This is a genomic window from Deltaproteobacteria bacterium (assembly GCA_020848905.1).
Taxonomy (GTDB): domain Bacteria; phylum Myxococcota_A; class Polyangia.
Map to the genome: position 1 here is coordinate 233715 of JADLHG010000004.1, position 16540 is coordinate 250254.

The 16540-nt window shown below is 69.9% G+C and carries 11 protein-coding genes; 4 read left to right on the top strand and 7 right to left on the bottom strand.

All coding sequences use genetic code 11. The features are described 5' to 3' along the window. The first annotated feature begins 38 nt into the window (after positions 1–38). The 3 genes from IT371_01750 (at position 39) to IT371_01760 (ending at position 3323) form a co-directional block, all read left to right on the top strand. Positions 39–1898 carry a 2-oxoacid:acceptor oxidoreductase subunit alpha gene (locus IT371_01750; protein MCC6746351.1) on the top strand — a complete coding sequence of 620 codons (1860 nt, stop codon included), beginning with the start codon at positions 39–41 and terminating at the stop codon, positions 1896–1898. 10 nt (positions 1899–1908) lie between these two features. Next, on the top strand, positions 1909–2943 hold the full coding sequence (locus tag IT371_01755) for a 2-oxoacid:ferredoxin oxidoreductase subunit beta (GenBank protein ID MCC6746352.1): 1035 nt from the start codon (positions 1909–1911) through the stop codon (positions 2941–2943). 89 nt (positions 2944–3032) lie between these two features. Further along, positions 3033–3323 carry a 4Fe-4S binding protein gene (locus tag IT371_01760; protein MCC6746353.1) on the top strand — a complete coding sequence of 97 codons (291 nt, stop codon included), beginning with the start codon at positions 3033–3035 and terminating at the stop codon, positions 3321–3323. Positions 3324–3376: 53 nt separating this feature from the next. Here the strand turns inward: IT371_01760 and aceE are convergent, their stop codons facing one another. The 5 genes from aceE to IT371_01785 all read right to left on the bottom strand — a co-directional run bounded on the left by aceE (position 3377) and on the right by IT371_01785 (position 9718). Continuing rightward, positions 3377–6049, bottom strand: a complete 2673-nt coding sequence (gene aceE, locus IT371_01765; protein MCC6746354.1) for a pyruvate dehydrogenase (acetyl-transferring), homodimeric type — start codon at positions 6047–6049, stop codon at positions 3377–3379. Between the two features lie 126 nt (positions 6050–6175). After that, positions 6176–6769 carry a membrane integrity-associated transporter subunit PqiC gene (locus IT371_01770; protein MCC6746355.1) on the bottom strand — a complete coding sequence of 198 codons (594 nt, stop codon included), beginning with the start codon at positions 6767–6769 and terminating at the stop codon, positions 6176–6178. Next, positions 6766–7785, bottom strand: coding sequence for an MCE family protein (locus IT371_01775; protein MCC6746356.1), 1020 nt, complete (start codon positions 7783–7785; stop codon positions 6766–6768). The genes IT371_01770 and IT371_01775 overlap by 4 nt, the downstream gene beginning before the upstream one ends. After that, on the bottom strand, positions 7782–8615 hold the full coding sequence (locus IT371_01780; protein MCC6746357.1) for an ATP-binding cassette domain-containing protein: 834 nt from the start codon (positions 8613–8615) through the stop codon (positions 7782–7784). Before IT371_01780 ends, IT371_01775 begins: the two co-directional genes overlap by 4 nt. Beyond that, complete coding sequence (locus tag IT371_01785; GenBank protein MCC6746358.1) at positions 8615–9718, bottom strand: MlaE family lipid ABC transporter permease subunit; 1104 nt, start codon at positions 9716–9718, stop codon at positions 8615–8617. Before IT371_01785 ends, IT371_01780 begins: the two co-directional genes overlap by 1 nt. A gap of 120 nt (positions 9719–9838) precedes the next feature. On the opposite strand from IT371_01785, the gene IT371_01790 reads away from it, so the two are divergent. Continuing rightward, positions 9839–11365: a protein kinase gene (locus IT371_01790; GenBank protein MCC6746359.1), complete on the top strand. Its 1527-nt coding sequence runs from the start codon at positions 9839–9841 to the stop codon at positions 11363–11365. 26 nt (positions 11366–11391) lie between these two features. Here the strand turns inward: IT371_01790 and IT371_01795 are convergent, their stop codons facing one another. Beyond that, positions 11392–12948: a PEGA domain-containing protein gene (locus IT371_01795; protein MCC6746360.1), complete on the bottom strand. Its 1557-nt coding sequence runs from the start codon at positions 12946–12948 to the stop codon at positions 11392–11394. Positions 12949–12972: 24 nt separating this feature from the next. Further along, positions 12973–16539: a HEAT repeat domain-containing protein gene (locus IT371_01800; GenBank protein ID MCC6746361.1), complete on the bottom strand. Its 3567-nt coding sequence runs from the start codon at positions 16537–16539 to the stop codon at positions 12973–12975. Position 16540 lies beyond the last annotated feature (1 nt).

Sequence of the window (16540 nt, forward strand, 5' to 3'; positions counted from 1 at the left end):
GGTATGCTTCCTGCGCAGCCAAGGGAGTGAAGCACACCATGTCATCTGCACCCGCCGGCCGGCCGGTCGAGCGTAAGGAAGTCGATCGCGTCACCATTCGCTTCGCCGGAGACTCCGGCGACGGCATGCAGCTCGTCGGCACACAGTTCACGAACGCGTCCGCCGTGCTCGGCAACGACGTGAGCACGTTGCCGGACTACCCCGCGGAGATCCGCGCGCCGCAGGGCTCGCTGCCGGGCGTGAGCGCCTTTCAGCTCAGCTTCGCGAGCGAGGACATCTTCACGCCGGGTGATCAGCCAGACGTGCTGGTGGCGATGAACCCCGCGGCGTTGAAGGTCAACCTTCCAGACCTGCCCCACGGCGCGACGATCATCGTCAACGACGACGAGTTCAACGCGACGAACCTGAGGAAGGCGGGCTACGACAAGAACCCGCTCGACGACGACGGCCTCTCCGGCTATCGCGTCCATCGCGTGCCGATCACCTCGGCCAACGCGCGGGCCCTGGCCGATTCGGGCCTCACCGCGAACGAGATCGATCGCTGCAAGAACTTCTTCGCGCTCGGCCTGATGTTCTGGCTCTACGACCGGCCCCTCGAGGCGACGCTCCGCACCATCGAGGAAAAGTTCGAGGGGAAGCCGCAGGTCCGCGAGGCCAACAAGACCACGCTCAAGGCGGGTCATGCCTTCGCCGAGACGGCCGAGATGTTCCCGGCCAGCTTCCGCGTGCCGCCGGCGCGCCTCGAGCCGGGGATGTATCGGAACATCACGGGCAACGCGGCGACGGCCCTCGGCTTCGTCGCGGCGTCGCAGCTCTGCGGGCGTCCGCTCTTCTACGGCAGCTACCCGATCACGCCGGCGAGCGAGATCCTGCAGGACCTCGCCCGCTACAAGAACTTCGGCGTGCGCACCTTCCAGGCCGAGGACGAGATCGCCGGGATCGGCACCGCCATCGGCGCGGCCTACGGCGGTGCGCTCGGCCTGACGGGCACGAGCGGGCCGGGGCTGGCGCTCAAGGGCGAGGCGATCGGCCTCGCGGTCATGACCGAGCTTCCGCTGGTGATCGTGAACGTGCAGCGGGCGGGCCCGAGCACGGGCTTGCCGACGAAGACCGAGCAGTCCGACCTGCTGCAGGCCATGTTCGGGCGCAACGGCGAGTCGCCCGTGGCGGTGGTGGCCCCCTGTTCGCCGGGCGACTGCTTCCACATGGCGATCGAGGCGGCGCGCATCGCGATCCGCCACATGACACCGGTGATCTACCTCTCCGACGGGTACCTCGGGAACGGCTCCGAGCCCTGGAGGATTCCGGACCTCGAGTCGCTGCCGCGCTTCCCGGTGGAGTTCCCGACGGACCCGGCCACGTTCAAGCCGTACGCGCGGGACGAGAAGACGCTCGCGCGCCCGTGGGGCATTCCGGGGACGCCGGGCCTCGAGCACCGGCTCGGCGGACTCGAGAAGGCCAACGTCACGGGCATGGTCTGCTACGACGCGGCGAACCACGACCTGATGGTGAAACTGCGCGCCGAGAAGGTCGCGCGGATCGCCGCCGACATCCCCGAGCAGCCGGTCTTCGGTCCGTCGGAGGGGGACGTCCTCGTCATTTCCTGGGGCGGAACCTACGGAGCCGTGCGGACGGCCGTGCAGAGCGCGCAGCGGGATGGCTTCCGCGTGGCGCACGCCCATGTGCGATACATCCATCCGATGCCTGCCAACCTGGGCGAGGTGGTCAAGCGCTACCGTCGCGTGCTGGTCCCCGAGCTGAACCTCGGCCAGCTTCTCTTCCTTCTGCGAGCCCGGTACCTGGTGGACGCGATCGGCCTGAACAAGGTCGCGGGGCAGCCTTTCCGCAGCCTCGAGGTCTACGAGAAGATCGCCGAGCTCTGCCGACCCAACAACTAAGGAGCGCGTCATGGCTGCACCTGCGCTGACCAGAAAAGACTTCGCTTCCGCGCAAGAGGTACGTTGGTGCCCTGGCTGCGGGGACTACTCCATTCTCGCTCAGGTCCAGAAGGTCCTGCCGGACCTCGGCATCCCGAAGGAGAACATCGTCTTCATCTCGGGGATCGGCTGTTCGAGCCGCTTCCCGTACTACATGGAGACCTACGGCTTTCACAGCATCCACGGGCGAGCCCCGACGCTGGCGAGCGGGCTCAAGGCCTCGCGCCCCGAGCTCTCGATCTGGGTCATCACCGGAGACGGCGACGGGCTCTCGATCGGCGGAAATCACCTGCTCCACGTGATGCGGCGGAACATCGACCTCACGATCGTCCTCTTCAACAACCAGATCTACGGGCTGACGAAGGGGCAGTACTCGCCGACCTCGGAGTTTGGCAAGAAGACCAAGACCTCCCCGCTCGGGAACATCGACTTCCCGATCCGCCCGCTCTCGGTGGCGTTGGCGGCGGAGGCCAGCTTCGTCGCGCGTTCGGTCGACGCGGACGTGAAGCACATGCAGCAGGTGCTCGAGCGGGCCGCGCGCCACAAGGGAACCTCCTTCGTGGAGGTCTACCAGAACTGCGTCATCTTCAACGACGGAGCCTTCGACGGCTTCGCCACGAAGGAGCAGCGCCCCGAGCACACCGTGCAGCTCGTCCACGGCAAGCCGCTGGTCTTCGGGGCGAAGCGGGACAAGGGGATCCGGCTGAACGGCTTCACCCCCGAGGTGGTGACCCTCGGCAACGGCATCACGGAGAGCGATCTCCTGGTGCACAACGAGGCGCTGCACGATCCGACCCTCGGCATGCTGCTCGACCGCATGACGCACCCCGATTTCCCCGTGCCGGTGGGCGTCTTCCGCGCCGTCGAGCGGCCGACCTACGAGGATATGATGACCGACCAGATCCAGCGCGCCGTCGAGCGACGCGGGGCGGGCGAGCTGGGGCAGTTGTTTCGGGAAGGGGACGTGTGGGAGGTCAAGGCGAAGGACGCCAATCGCGTGCCGTAGACTTCGAACGCGCAGTACTTTTGTGATATGAACCCGAGTCGCCCCGTCCAACGAGGCTCTCCCACACACACCTGAGGAGGCGAGAAGAAATGACGTACATCATTGGCGATCCCTGCGTCGATGTGATGGATACCGCGTGCGTCGAGGTCTGCCCCGTGGATTGCATCCACTACGAGGAAGGCGTCGACCGCAAGCTCTTCATCGATCCCGACGAGTGCATCGACTGCGGCGCCTGCGAGCCCGCGTGCCCCGTCTCGGCGATCTGGGCCGAGGAGGACACGCCCGAGGACCAGAAGGAGTATAAGGGGATCGAAGGGCTCTGGTACAAGGACAAGCCCGCCGCTCGCGCGGCCGTGGACAAGCGCAAGCCGAAGGCCTGACCCCGGCGTCGGCCTCTCTCTCCTCCGGCGCCCCCGCGCAGTATCTCCCCAGCTCAGGCGAGGAACGGGTCGGCGCCAGTCGGATCGACGTTCAGCTCACCGAAGGCTCGCGCTACGATAGCGCGGTCGAGCTGCCCCGCCTCCGCGAGGCGCTTCAGGGTCACGAGGGTGATCCACTCCGCGTCAATCTCGAAGAAGCGCCGCAGCGCGGCCCGCGTGTCGGAGCGACCGAACCCGTCCGTCCCGAGGGAGGTGAGCCCGCCGGGGACCCAGCGCGCCACCTGGTCCGGGACACTCCGCACGTAGTCGCTGGCCGCGATCGTGGGCCCTGTCCGCTCGCCGAGCGCGCGCGTCACGAGCGGCACGCGCGCGGGGGCGGTCGGGTTGGTCAGGTTCCACCGCTCGACCGCCAGCGCCTCGCGCCGTAGCTCGCCGTAGCTCGTCACGCTCCAGACGTCCGCCGCGACCTGATAGCGTTCGAGCAGGAGCTTCTGCGCCCGGAGCGCCTCGCGCAGGATGCTCCCGCTGCCAAGGAGCTGGGCGCGCAAAGGAGCGGGCTCGGGCGAGGGCCGGTAGAGGTACATGCCGTCCAGGATCCCCTGCGTCGCCCCCTCGGGCATCGGCGGCATGAGGTAGCCCTCGTTCTGCAGGGTCAGGTAGTAGATCCGGTTCTCCTCGTGGCGGCAGAGGCGCTCGAGGCCGTGCTGGACGATGACCGCGATCTCGTAGGCGAAGGCCGGGTCGTAGGCGTGCACGTGCGGGTAGACCGAGGCGAGCAGCTGGCTGTGGCCGTCCGCGTGCTGCAGCCCCTCGCCGTTCAGGGTCGTGCGACCGGCGGTGGCGCCGAGCAGAAAGCCGCGACAGAGCTGGTCGCCGGCGGCCCAGATCTGGTCGCCCGTCCGCTGAAAGCCGAACATGCTGTAAAAGATGTAAAACGGAATGAGCGGCTCGCCGAGGTTGGAATACGAGGTCCCCGCGGCGATGAAGCTCGCCATCGACCCCGCCTCGCTGATCCCCTCTTCGAGCACCTGGCCGTCCTTCGCCTCGCGGTAGCTGAGCAGAAGGTGCGCGTCCACCGGCTCGTAGAGCTGGCCCTTCGACGAGTAGATGCCGTGTTTGCGGAAGAGCGCGTCGAGGCCGAAGGTCCGGGCCTCGTCGGGCGTGATCGGCACGATGCGCCGGCCGAGCTCGGGGTGCACGAGGAGCTGCGCGAGCAGGCGCGTGAAGGCCGCCGTGGTGGAGACCTCCTGGTCGCCGCTCCCCTCGAGGTAGCGCGCGAAGGTGTCGAGAGGCGGGACGGCGAGCGGCTTGGAGACGGCGCGACGCTGCGGGAGGAAGCCCCCGAGGGCGCGTCGCCGCTCGACCAGGTATTCGTACTCGGGGCTCTTCTCCTTGAAGCGCACGAACGGCGGGTCGAGGAGCTGCTTGTCGGGGATGTCCAGGTTCAGGCGGTCGCGAAAGATCGCGAGCTCCTTGAGCGGAAGCTTCTTCGACTGATGGGTGACGTTGCGCGCCTCCGTGCTCTCTCCGAGCGTCCAGCCCTTCACGGTCTTGGCCAGAATCACCGTCGGACGTTCGACCGCCTGGCAGGCGTCGTGATACGCGGCGTAGACCTTGCGGAAGTCGTGACCGCCGCGCCGGAGCTTGGCGAGGTCATCGTCGGTGAGGTGCTCCACGAGGGCGAGGAGCTTCGGGTCCGCGCCGAAGAAGTGCTTGCGGACGTAGCCGCCGTCCATGACCGAGTACTTCTGGAACTGGCCGTCCACCACCTCGCCCATGCGGCGTACGAGCAGGCCGTCGTGGTCCGCCGCGAGGAGCGGATCCCATTGGCGTCCCCAGACCACCTTGATCACGCGCCAGCCGGCGCCGTTGAAGGTGGCCTCGAGGTCCTGGATGATCTTCCCGTTGCCGCGCACGGGCCCGTCGAGGCGCTGGAGGTTGCAGTTGACCACGAAGATGAGGTTCGAGAGCTTCTCGTTGGCCGCCACGTGCAGAGCCCCGAGGGCTTCGGGCTCGTCGCACTCGCCGTCCCCGAGGAAAGCCCAGACGCGTGCCGCCGAGGCGTCGAGCAGGCCGCGGTGGGTGAGGTAGCGGTTGAAGCGCGCCTGGTAGATGGCCGAGAGGGGGCCGAGCCCCATGGACACCGTCGGGAACTGCCAGAAGTCGCGCATCAGGCGCGGGTGCGGGTAGCTCGACAGCCCTGTGCCGGGGACCACCTCGCGTCGGAAGTGCTCCATCTGCGCTTCGGTCAGTCGCCCCTCGAGAAACGCTCGGGCGTAGATGCCGGGGGAGGAGTGCCCCTGGAAGTAGACCTGGTCGCCGAGTCCGCCCTCGCTTCCGCGAAAGAAGTGGTTGAAGCCCACCTCGTACAGGGTGGCGGCCGAGGCGTAGGTGGAGAGGTGCCCGCCGATTCCGGGGAACCGCTCGTTGGCGCGCATGACCATCGCCACGGCGTTCCACCGGATGTAGCGCCGGATGCGCAGCTCGATCGCCTCGTCGCCGGGGTAGGCGGGCTCGGCCTCGGGGGGGATGGTGTTCACGTACGGGGTCTGCACGAGGGCCGGCAGACGCATGCGGCTCACCTGCGCGCGCCGCAGGAGGCCCGTGAGGATGAAGTGGGCGCGCTCCATGCCGTGCTGCTCGACGAGCGCGTCGAAGGAGTCCATCCACTCCTGCGTCTCGGTGGGATCGGTGTCGTGCTGGGTGGTGCTGAGGTCCATTCGCATGGCGCGTTCCTCCGCGAACGATGGCATCGACGGCGAGGGGGCGGCGCAATCGCGACCGCAGCGCGGATATAGCACAGCACGTGTCGGGGGGCCGGGGGAACGGGGTGGCGCAGAACGCCGGGGGAGCTAATGCACTGCGTGGGCCAGGCGTGGAGCGAGGCGTCGAAGCTCCTCTTCCAGGATTTCGCTCGCGGTGCGGGCCACTTCGACGGGATGTCGTCGAACGCAACGGCGCTGCTGGTCGAAGGCGTGGCGAAGCAGGACCTGTTCCTTCTCCTCGCCGCGCAGACGCAGAGTCATGGCCAGGCGGCCGTACCAGCTCGTCTCGTGGTCCACCTCTTCGAGGGCTTCGACCGTGCCGTCGAGGAGCGCCTGCGGGTCGCGGACCTTCTCGGCCGGGCCGACCTCGGCGAAGCGCCGCGTGGCCCGCAGGTGGCGGATCACGAGGTCGGTGATCATGCGCCCCGGCTCGGAGATCCACTGGCGCGACTGGTAGTAGCGCAGCTCGTTCGCGTTCGTGCGGTAGGCGAGCTTCGCCGTATCGTAGCCGGGAGCCACCACGAAGTCGGCCACCGCGAGGCGGGGGCCCGTCCCCTTGTCGATCAGGCCGGTGGGTCCCGAGAGGAAGTAGAAGAACTCCTCCTTGGCGGGAGAGCCGAAGCAGCCGCCGAGACAGAGCAGGCCGAGGGTGACGACGGACGCAGGCCGAAGGGGGGTCACGGGATGGTCCGCTCCTTGACCGTTTCACCCCGCAGCAGCAGCGAGGGGCGGTCGGCGATGGCGCGGGTGAAGGACTTCAGGTTCGCCGACGCGCGATCCAGGTTTTCGATGATCGTGCCGATCTGGCGGTCGCGGCGACGCACGATCTTGCCGAGGTCCGCCGTGACGGCCGAGATGCGGGTCGCCGCGTCGCTGAGGGACGCGAGCGTCTTCGTGATCGCCGGGTCCTCGACCCGCTTGCGCACCGCCTTCGCGGCCTTGGTGAACTCGTCGAGCGTGACGTCGGGCTTGAAGTTCTGCGCGGCGCGGCTGAGCGCGCGCGCGGCGGTGTCGGTGGCCTGGATCGCGGAGCGCACCGAGTCCACGTTTTGCGTGGTGATCTTGGAGACCGCGGCCATCGTGCGCTCGACGTGGACCAGGACGCGCTTCACCCGCTCGTCGTTCTCCTCGGCGAGCTTGGCCCACGCGCTGGCCAGGCGGTCGGCGCTCACCAGCGCCTGGCCCACCTTCTGGCGCGTAGGGGCGTCGGTGAGGCGGGTGAGGTTGAGGAGCGTCTCCTCCATCTTGGTCGCGAGGTCGGTGGCCTTGCCGGTCAGGCTCTGGAGCGTGGAGACCTCGGAGCGGATGTACGAGCGCGGCGTGTTGGGCTGGATGGGCTGCTCGCCCGTGGAGCCGCCTGTGAGCTCGACGAACTTGAGGCCCGTGATGCCGATGGAGGTGATCGTGGCGCGCGTTCCGGCGGTGATGGGGGTGTTCGGGGCCAGAGACAGCGTCACGATCACCGAGTCGGCGTCGGCGCCGATGCTGATCTTCTCCACCTGGCCGACGGGCACGCCCTTCATCTTGACCGTGGAGCCGTTGTCGAGGCCGCTGACGGACTCCTGGAAGTGGACGAAGTAGCGGTCCTTGCGGTTCCAGAGCTTGAGGCCGGCCAGGGTCCCCACCGTGCCTAGCAGCAGGAAGAGGGCCAGGATCATGAAGATGCCGAGGCGGACCTTCTGGGCGCGGGTGGTCATGGGGTGCGCTCCAGCGCCTCGAGCAGGCTAGGTCCCTTGGCCGTGTCGCCGGAGGGAGCCTCGCGATTGAAGAAGTTCTGCACCGCAGGGAGGCTGCTCGCCTGCAGCTCGGCCACGCTCCCCTGGGCCAACACCCGTCCGCGGTCCAGCATCACTACATAGTCGGCGATCAGGATGACGCTCGCCAGATCGTGGGTCACGACGATCATCGTCATCCCGAGCTGCCGCTGGAGCCGCCGCAGGGTGGCGTCGATGCCGGCCGCCACCACGGGGTCGAGGCCGGCCGAGGGCTCGTCGCAGAGGAGGAGCTCCGGGTCGAGGGCCATGGCCCGGCTGAGCGAGGCGCGCTTGCGCATGCCGCCGGAGAGCTGGGCCGGCATCAGGGAAGCGGCGCCGGGGAGGCCCACCAGGGCGAGCTTGGCCTCCACGATGCGCGAGACGAGGGGCGCCGGCAGGGTGGTGTGCTCGCGGAACGGGAGCGCCACGTTGTCCCCGACGGTGATGGAGCCGAGGAGAGCGCCTCCCTGAAAGAGCATGCCGAGGCGCCGGAGGAGCTGGATCCGGGTCTCCTCGTCCACGTCGTGCGGGTCGTGGCCAAAGAGGCGCACGCTCCCGGTCATGGGGCGCAGCAGGCCCACCAGACACCGAATGACGGTGGACTTGCCGCACCCGCTGCCGCCTATGAGGGCGAGGATCTTGCCGCGGGGGACGACGAAGGAGACGTCGGTCAGGATCGGCGGCCCACCGTAGCCGGCGGTGAGGTTCGTGACCTCGACCACGGGGTCGCTCGGGGGCGCCGGATCCAGCGGCGTGGCGATGCGTGCGGCCACTAGAGCACCGTGGAGAGCGTGGTGAAGATGCTGTCCACCACGATGATGGCGAAGATGCTCGCCACGACCGAGGCCGTGGTGGCGCGACCGACCCCCTCCGCCCCGCCGGTGATGCGCAGCCCGCAGTGGCAGCCGATGAGCGCCGTGACCCAGGCGAAGCAGAAGCTCTTCGCGAGCCCGGTGAAGAGGTCGGAGAGGGTGAGGGCCTCGATGGTCTGGTTGATGTAGGCGTGCGCGCTCAGGTCCAGGTAGAGCACGGCGATGAGAAAGCCGCCGAAGACGCCCACCGCGTTGGCGAAGAGGGTGAGGGCCGGCTGGGTGAAGGTGATGGCGTAGATGCGGGGGACGACGAGGAAGCGGATCGGCTCGATCCCCATGATGCGCAGAGCGTCGATCTCCTCGCCGACGGTCATCGTGCCGAGCTCGGCGGCTATAGAGGAGCCGCTGCGACCGGCGATGATGATGGCGGTCATGATCGGACCGAGCTCGCGCACGATCGCGATGCCCACGAGGTTCGCCACGAAGATGTTGGCGCCGAACTGCCGTAGCTGGTGCGCGGCCTGGAAAGCCATGATGAGACCGAGGAGAAAGGCGATGAGGCTCACGATCGGCAGGGCGTCGACGCCGATACGGATGGCCTGGAGCGCGGTGGCGCCTCGCGGAGGGAAGCGGCCGCGCAGGGGGGCCACGATCCCCCAGTAGGCCGTGTCCGCGAGGAGCTGGGTGAGTGCCGTCATGGCCTCGAGAGCCGTCTGCGTCGACGCGCCCAGGCGCTCGACGAGCGGCGGCTTGGGCTGCACGTCCGCGGCCGCCAGACCCGGGGCGGGGGCTTCGGCGAGCTGCTCGCGGAGGGTCCCCTGCGCACCTTCGCCGCGGAGCAGGCAGCCGTGCTTGCCGGCCATCACGAGGCACTCGGCGAGTGCTGCGAGGCCGAGCGCATCCGCCCTGTCGACGCGCGAGAGGTCGAGAACGAGCGTGGTGCGGTGCCGAAACAGAGGCTTCAGGGCCTGCATGAGCGGGGCTACGGCGGCCTCGTCCAACGCGCCGCTGAGCAGAAGGCGGTGCTGGCCCTCCTCGGCGAGGTGTTGAATGTCGACGGGCACGCCTCGAAAGCTAGCGTCGGGCGGCGCGGCTTGTCAAATCGTCCCTGGCCGGAGATTGCCCTGGGGGCGAGAGCTACGGTAGCATCGGTAGGTCGAACCTCGTCGGTCGTCACCGTGTCCATGTCCGAAGACGTCGTACCAGCGCCCAAGGCTCCCGCCGGACCGACGGTCCAGCTCGAACAGCGTTTGACGCTCACGAAGCGGCTGGGGAGCGGCCGGCTGGGGGTGGTGTACGCGGCGGTGCACAGCGTGCTGGCGCGCCGGTTCGCGGTGAAGGTCCTGCGGCCGGCTCTGACGAAGGACGACGCGGCCCAGCGACGGCTCCGCCACATGGTGCGGGATGCCAGCATGGTCGAGCACCCGAGCGTCGTCTCGCTGGTGGACTACGGCCAGCTCCCCGACGGGCGGGCCTACCTGACGATGGACTTCGTGCGCGGGATCCAGCTCACCAAGGCGCTCGAGCGCGACGGGCGCTTCCCCCTGCCGCGCGCCATTCCGATCCTGGTGCAGCTCGCCGACGCGCTCGAGGCGGCGCATCGACTCCGCGTCCTGCACGGCGACCTCAAGCCGAACAACATCCTCCTGGTCGAGCAGGCGCGAGGGGTGGAGCTCGTGCGGGTACACGACTTCCTGCTCGTCCCGGCGCTCGCCGGACCGACCCACGCCGACGACCCGCTCGCTCAGCTCACCTTCTACGGCTCCTTCGACTACCTGTCGCCCGAGCAGCTCTCCGGGGGGATGGTGGACGGCCGGGCCGACATCTACGCCTTCGGGGCGGTGGCGTACCGCGTGCTCGTCGGAGAGCCGCCCTTCGTGGGGGACCCGGAAGAGGTGATGCTGGCGCACCGTTCGCGCGACCCGGTGCCGCCGTCGCGGCGGAGCGGCGGGGAGGATCTCCCCGGGGCGATCGACGCGATCATCCTGCGCTGTCTCGAGAAGGATCCCGGCGATCGCTACAAGACCGTCGAGGAGGCGAAGCGCGACCTGCAGGCGCTCCTCCCGCGCGAGGAGAGCCTCCCCTTCGACGACGAGGTCACCGGACGGTGGGAGGTGCCTCCCGAGCTAGCGCAGATGGAGGAGCCGTTGCCCGAGTCGGCGGCGCGTCTGCGACGGCTCTTCTACGACACGATCGTCGAGCTGGCGGAGCTCGTGGTGTCGCAGGGGGCCGTCAGCGACGAGATCGCCTCGGCGGTGGAGGCGATCAAGCGCGACCGGGAGGATGCGACCGCGTTGGCGGCGCAAGGGGAGCTCACGGAGAATCGCTTCGAGGACATCCGGCGCGAGCTCAGAGAGCGCGAATCCGCCCTGCGCTACGCGATCATCGACCTGAACCTCCTGCGCAACGACCAGCTCGAGCGAGGCCTCGGTGAGGCGGACGTTCGCGACCTCGACTTCCAGCTGGCCGAGCTGGAGCGCAGCCTCGCGGCGCTCGAGCGCCAGCGTCGGGAGCGCTTCGCCGCACTGAATCTCGAGCTACAGGGCTACCGGGACCGCCTCAAGGCCAAGGAGCAGCAACTGGCCGTCCACTACCGACGGCTGTACGCCGAGCTCGACGACGTGCAGGGGGCCGTGACGACCACCGCCGCGCGCAAGCTGTACCGCCGCCTCGAGCGCTGCCGCAGCGCGCTGGCGGTCCCGCGTTCCTGAGCGTCCGCCCGATCCACGACCGCCCACTACCGCGCGAGGGAGGGCGTCGACGCCTGGGCTGCCGCGGTGCCGCGCGGCAGGCGCGTGACCCGCTCTCTCGGCCGCACGAAGATGAGGTAGTAGGTCAGGCCGAAGGCGGCGGCCACTCCCGCGCCGATGAAGGTGGCCGTGGAGAGGTGGTGAAAGCCGTAGCCGCAGTCTCCCGCGGTCACTGTCGCGCCGCCTGGGGACTTCAGGCCCGTTCGCGGGGTGCCGTTCTCGTTACACCAGCCGGTGCCGGCGCTCGCTCCATCGAGGCCGTAGAGGGTGCTCTCGTTGGCGGTGTTGCGCCTGTTCATGGCGACCACCCCCGTGACGGTGCCCACGATGAGACTGGCGACGGCGAGCCCCGCGGCGGTCCAGACCGGCCAGCTCCCTCGACCTAGCCTCACGTCGGCAGACAGGTGTTCCGCGTCGGTGAAGTCGAGCGCCGTGCGGAAGGCGCGGCGGTCCGGGTGCCGGACGCGCACCGGTTGACGTCCGAGGGGGACGCTGGCCTGCACGAGCGGCGTGCGTCCGATGCTTCGGTCACCGACCAGCACCTCCGCGCCCTCTCGATCGGTCCGCATGGTGAGCAGCCCGCCCTGCAGCTGCGCCCGGACGGCCGCGTCGCGTCCGGGGGCGACCTGCACCTCGGCGGTGAAGTCGCGGTAGCCCTCGAGCCTCAAGATGACGCGGTGGGAGCCGGGCGTCGCGTCGAGCTCGGTGGGGGTCACCTGCGACGTCGCGCGTCCGTCGAGCTCCACCGTGGCCCCCGAGGGGAGGCTCTCGACTCGCAGGCCGAGCGTCAGGGCGGCGTCCAGGCGGACGGGGCCAGCGGTCGACGCAGTCACCGAGCGGGTGAGGGTGCGGTAGCCGGGATGCTTGACGTGCAGCGTGTGCGCCCCGAGTGGTAGACCCGCGTCGAGCGGCGTCTTCCCGAGGGGCGGGGCGTCGGGAGAGCCGAGGTGGACCGTGGCCCCCGACGGCGTCGAGCGCACGGCGAGCGGAACCTCCAGGCCGAGCTTGAGGCTCACGGCCTGCCGGGGCTGGATCGAGAAGGGGCGGACGGTGGTGCGGTAGCCGCGCGCGCGGAGGATGACGAGGTGCTTCCCGGGTTCGATGGTTCCGCGGTAGGGGGTCGTTCCCACCCGCCCTGCGGCCTCGGTGTCGAAAAAGAGCTCGGCGCCGGGAGGGGTCGAGTCCACCTGCACCTTTGTTTGAACCACGACCTCGAGCCCGGCCACCGTCGAGGCGAGCTTTTCGCGGTCCTTCGCGGTCGGATACTTCTTCAGGTATTGCTGCAGGAGCGCGCGGGCCTCCTCGTGCCGCAGCAGCTTCAGCAGCGAGAAGGCCATGCTGCGGAGGAAGACCGGGCTCGGACTGAGCTGGTGCCCTTCCTTGAAGGCCTCGTAGGCGCCGGCGTAGTTTCCGGCGGCGAAGAGCTGGTTGCCGCGGTTCAGGACGGACTTGGCGGCTGGCGCGGCGGAGGCGAAACGCGGCACGAGCAGCAGGCCGACGAGGAGCGCCATCTTCGAGGTTCGGACGAGGGTGCGTGCGTTCATGGCCTTACCGGCATCTCCTGCGCGTTAGTCGACGAGCGTGGTCAACCGTGCGACGTCTCGAAGACCACGCTGAGCGTTCGGGGCGAGCGTTCCCTGCGGCGCTCGTCTCAGGTACTGCTGGAAGTACTGCTTGGCCTGCCGCAGATGCTTGAGCGCGACGGCGCGCGCGTTGCGAGACTTGATCGCCAGCTTCAGATGGACGAGGCCGAACTCGTAATGCACCGGAGGCTGGTCGCCGCTCTTCTGCGCCTGGCGCAGGTGGCCGAGCGCGGCCTGGTAGCGCCCGCTCGCGGCGGCGACCGTGGCCCGCGACAGGTGGAACTTGTACTCGTTCTGGCGGCTGCTGTCCTCGACGAAGAGGGGCTTCGCCGTGCTCTGCGGCTCGGGCCGGGTGGGGAGCGGCGCAGGTTCGGGCAGGGGGGCGGCCTTCACGGGGCGGACCGGACGCGGAGGAGCGAGCTCCGGCCGGCTCGCATAGGCTCTGGCGAGCGCGAGGGCCACGAGGACGCGCACGGCGGGGTCTGGATCGCTGGAGGCCTGGCGCAGGAGCGGGACCGCGGCTGGCTGCCGTTCGACCAGGCGAGAGAGCCCCCGCGCCATGGCGCGACGCACCCTGACGTCGGCGTCGCCGAGACCGGCGCGCAGGATCCCGAGGGCCGACGCAGGCGGGAGCAGCTCGGGGGCGAGCTCCATCGCGTTGTGGCGGGTGGCGGAGGAGGTCGCGCGGGCCATGGCCTGCAGGCGCTCCGCCTGGGGCACGCCCAGCTTGGCGAGGGCTCGCAGGGCCGCTTCCTGATCCGGCCCCCCCTCGGCGGCCGACCTCTTCAGCTCGGCTACCCCTGCGGTGTGGCCGTGCTGAGCCAGGGCGAGCGCCGCCGCGCGACGGGTTGCCGCGACGCGATCCTTGAGGCCCGCGAGCAGGAGCGGGACCGCAGCGGCGCTCTTCCAGCGTCCGATAGCGTGCAGAGCCGCCGCCTTCAGGACCGGACTCCCTGTCTTCGCCGCTCGCTTGAGGTCGGGGAGGTAGGTGGTGTCTCCCATCGCCAGGAGTTGGCCGGCCGCCGCGATTCCGACGGCGGGTGAACGATCGCGAACCGCGACGACGAGCGCCGCGCGGGCGGCCTCGCCTCCGGTGTCGCCGAGCGCCTGAGCCGCCTTCGCGCGCACCTCCGGCGAGCTGTCGGTGAGGGCCGCGCTCAGGATACGCAGCGCCTTGGGCGAGCGCAGGGTGGCCAATCGGGTCACCGCGGCGGCGCGCACGCGAGGGTCGCGGTCGCGGAAGGCCCAGCCGAGGAGCTCCACGGCGAGCTGCGGATCCATCTCGCCGGTCACGCCCACTGCCGCGTGACGCATCGACCAATCCCGGTGCTCGAGCGCGGTGAAGACCCAGTTCTGGCTCTGCTGAACGAGCTGGTGCGGCATCTGGGCGAAGAGACGCGCCAGCGACTCCGCGGCGGCGACCTGCACGGCGGGTCGAGCGGACTCGAGCGCCGAGGCGAGCGGGGGCAGGGCGGCCCGATCGCTCACCGCCCCGAGGCCGGTGGTGGCGAGGAGCTGGGCGGCCTCGTCTTTCGCGCGCGTGCCTTCGACCAGAATCTCGAGGCCGGAGTAGTCACCGAGGCCTGCGAGGAGCTTTGCCGCCACGAGCCGCGTGAGCGGGTTGCCCTCCTTGAGCAGCGACTTGAGGGCGGGGAGGGCCGACTCGCTCCCGACCTTGGCCAGCGCTTCGGCGAAACCGAGCCGCAAGGGCTCCGTCCCCTTGCCCACGCCTTGCTCGAGCGAGCTCAGGGCCGGACGGTGTCCGAGGCGGGCGAGCGTGCCGAGCGCGGCGGTGAGCGTCTGCTGGTCGGTCACGTCGGCGCGGCGTACCAGCTCCTCCAGTACGGGAATCGCCAGGCGATCGCCGTGCTCGCCGAGGACCAGGGCCGCGGAGATGCGGACGGGTGGGCTCGTCGAGCGCAGGGCCTGGATCAGGTTCGCGCGTCCGTCGGACTGGCCGAGCCTGAGCAGCGCCTCGTCGATCCACACGCGGCCGAGCTCGCTCGAGAGGCTACGGGCCTGCTGCAGGGGGCCGGTCGTCGACGGGTCGCCGAGCGTCGCGAGTCCGACGGCGGCGGCGGAGCGGCTCGCGACGTCCGGATCGTCGCGCAGGACCGCGAGCAGGAGCGTCTGCGCCTCGGGGTCCTTGAGCTCGACGATGCCGCGGATCGCGGTGCGCCGCAGCGGCACCGCGGGAGATTGGATCCCGCGTCGGAGAATGCGTCGCACCTGGTCGAGCAGCACGTCGAGTCGCGGAGGGGTGTTGGTCGCCGCTCGGGGCACGCCCAGGTCCGCGGATCGGGGAGCAGCGGCTTCGACGGTCTTCGCGCTTCGAGCTCGCGTGCCCCGCACGTCGAGCAGGTAGAACGCGCCGATCGCCGCACCCGAGAGGCCGAGGATGACGAGCGGCGCCACCCAGCGCCAGGTCGAGCCGGAGCGTGCGCTGCGTCCATCCTCGTCGGCGAGGGGTGCGGGGCCGGCAATGGTTGCGGCCGGTCCCCGCAGCTCGGCGCCGCCGAGGCCGGTGCGCTGGAGGGAGGGACCGGGGCGGGCGGCGGAGGGGAGGGGCTGCCTCGCGCGTCGGTCCCTGGGCGACGGAGGACCGGTGAGCGCGTCGACGTCCCAGAACTGTTCGGGGAGCGGGCGGGTCCCGTCGGCGGCCGCGATGGGATGGGCGGCGAGCTGCAGGGCCGCGGCGAAGGCGCGGGCGTCGGGGAACCGCTCGGCGGGGTCCTTGGCCATCGCGCGGGCCACGACGGAAGGGACGAAGCTCGGAACTCCGAGCTCCGGCGGGATCTCCGTCATCTGCGGGATCGGATCGCGCAGGTGGGACATGAGCAGCCCGAGCACCGTGTCCGAGTCGTACGGCCGCCGCCCCATGATGACCTCGAACAGGATCACGCCCATCCCATAGAGGTCGGCGCGCCCGTCCGCGGACTGGCCGCGGATCTGTTCCGGTGCGATGTATTCGGGTGTCCCCATCACGGAGCCCGCGCGGGTGAGCCGCTCTCCCTCGGGGCCCACGCCCACCGACTTCGCGATGCCGAAGTCCAGGATCTTGGCCAGCACTCGACCGGGAGGCGTCTCCATCACCAGGATGTTTTCCGGCTTGATGTCCCGGTGGACGATCCCGAGTTCGTGGGCTGCAGCCAGGGCATCCAGCACCTGGGCGAAGAGCTGGCTCACGAAGGACCACGGCAGCTGCGGCCGAGTCTCCAGCACCTCCCCGAGGCTGCGCCCCGGAAGGTACTCCATGACGAAGTACTCGCGACGGTCGGGGGTCTGGCCGAAGTCGAAGATGTCGACGATGTTCGGGTGCCCGATGCGGTTGACGGCGCGCGCCTCGCGATGCAGGCGCTTGATCATGTTCTTGTCGCTGGAATACTTCTCGGAGAGGACCTTGATGGCCGCTTGCCGGCCGATCACCGAGTGCACCGCGCGATAGATGAGGCCCATGCCTCCTTCGGCGAGGCGTTGCTCGATGAGGAAGTTCCCCAGCCGCGTGCCGATGAGGGGGTCGTCGCTCGGCGTGGCGTGGGGATCGGGGCCCATA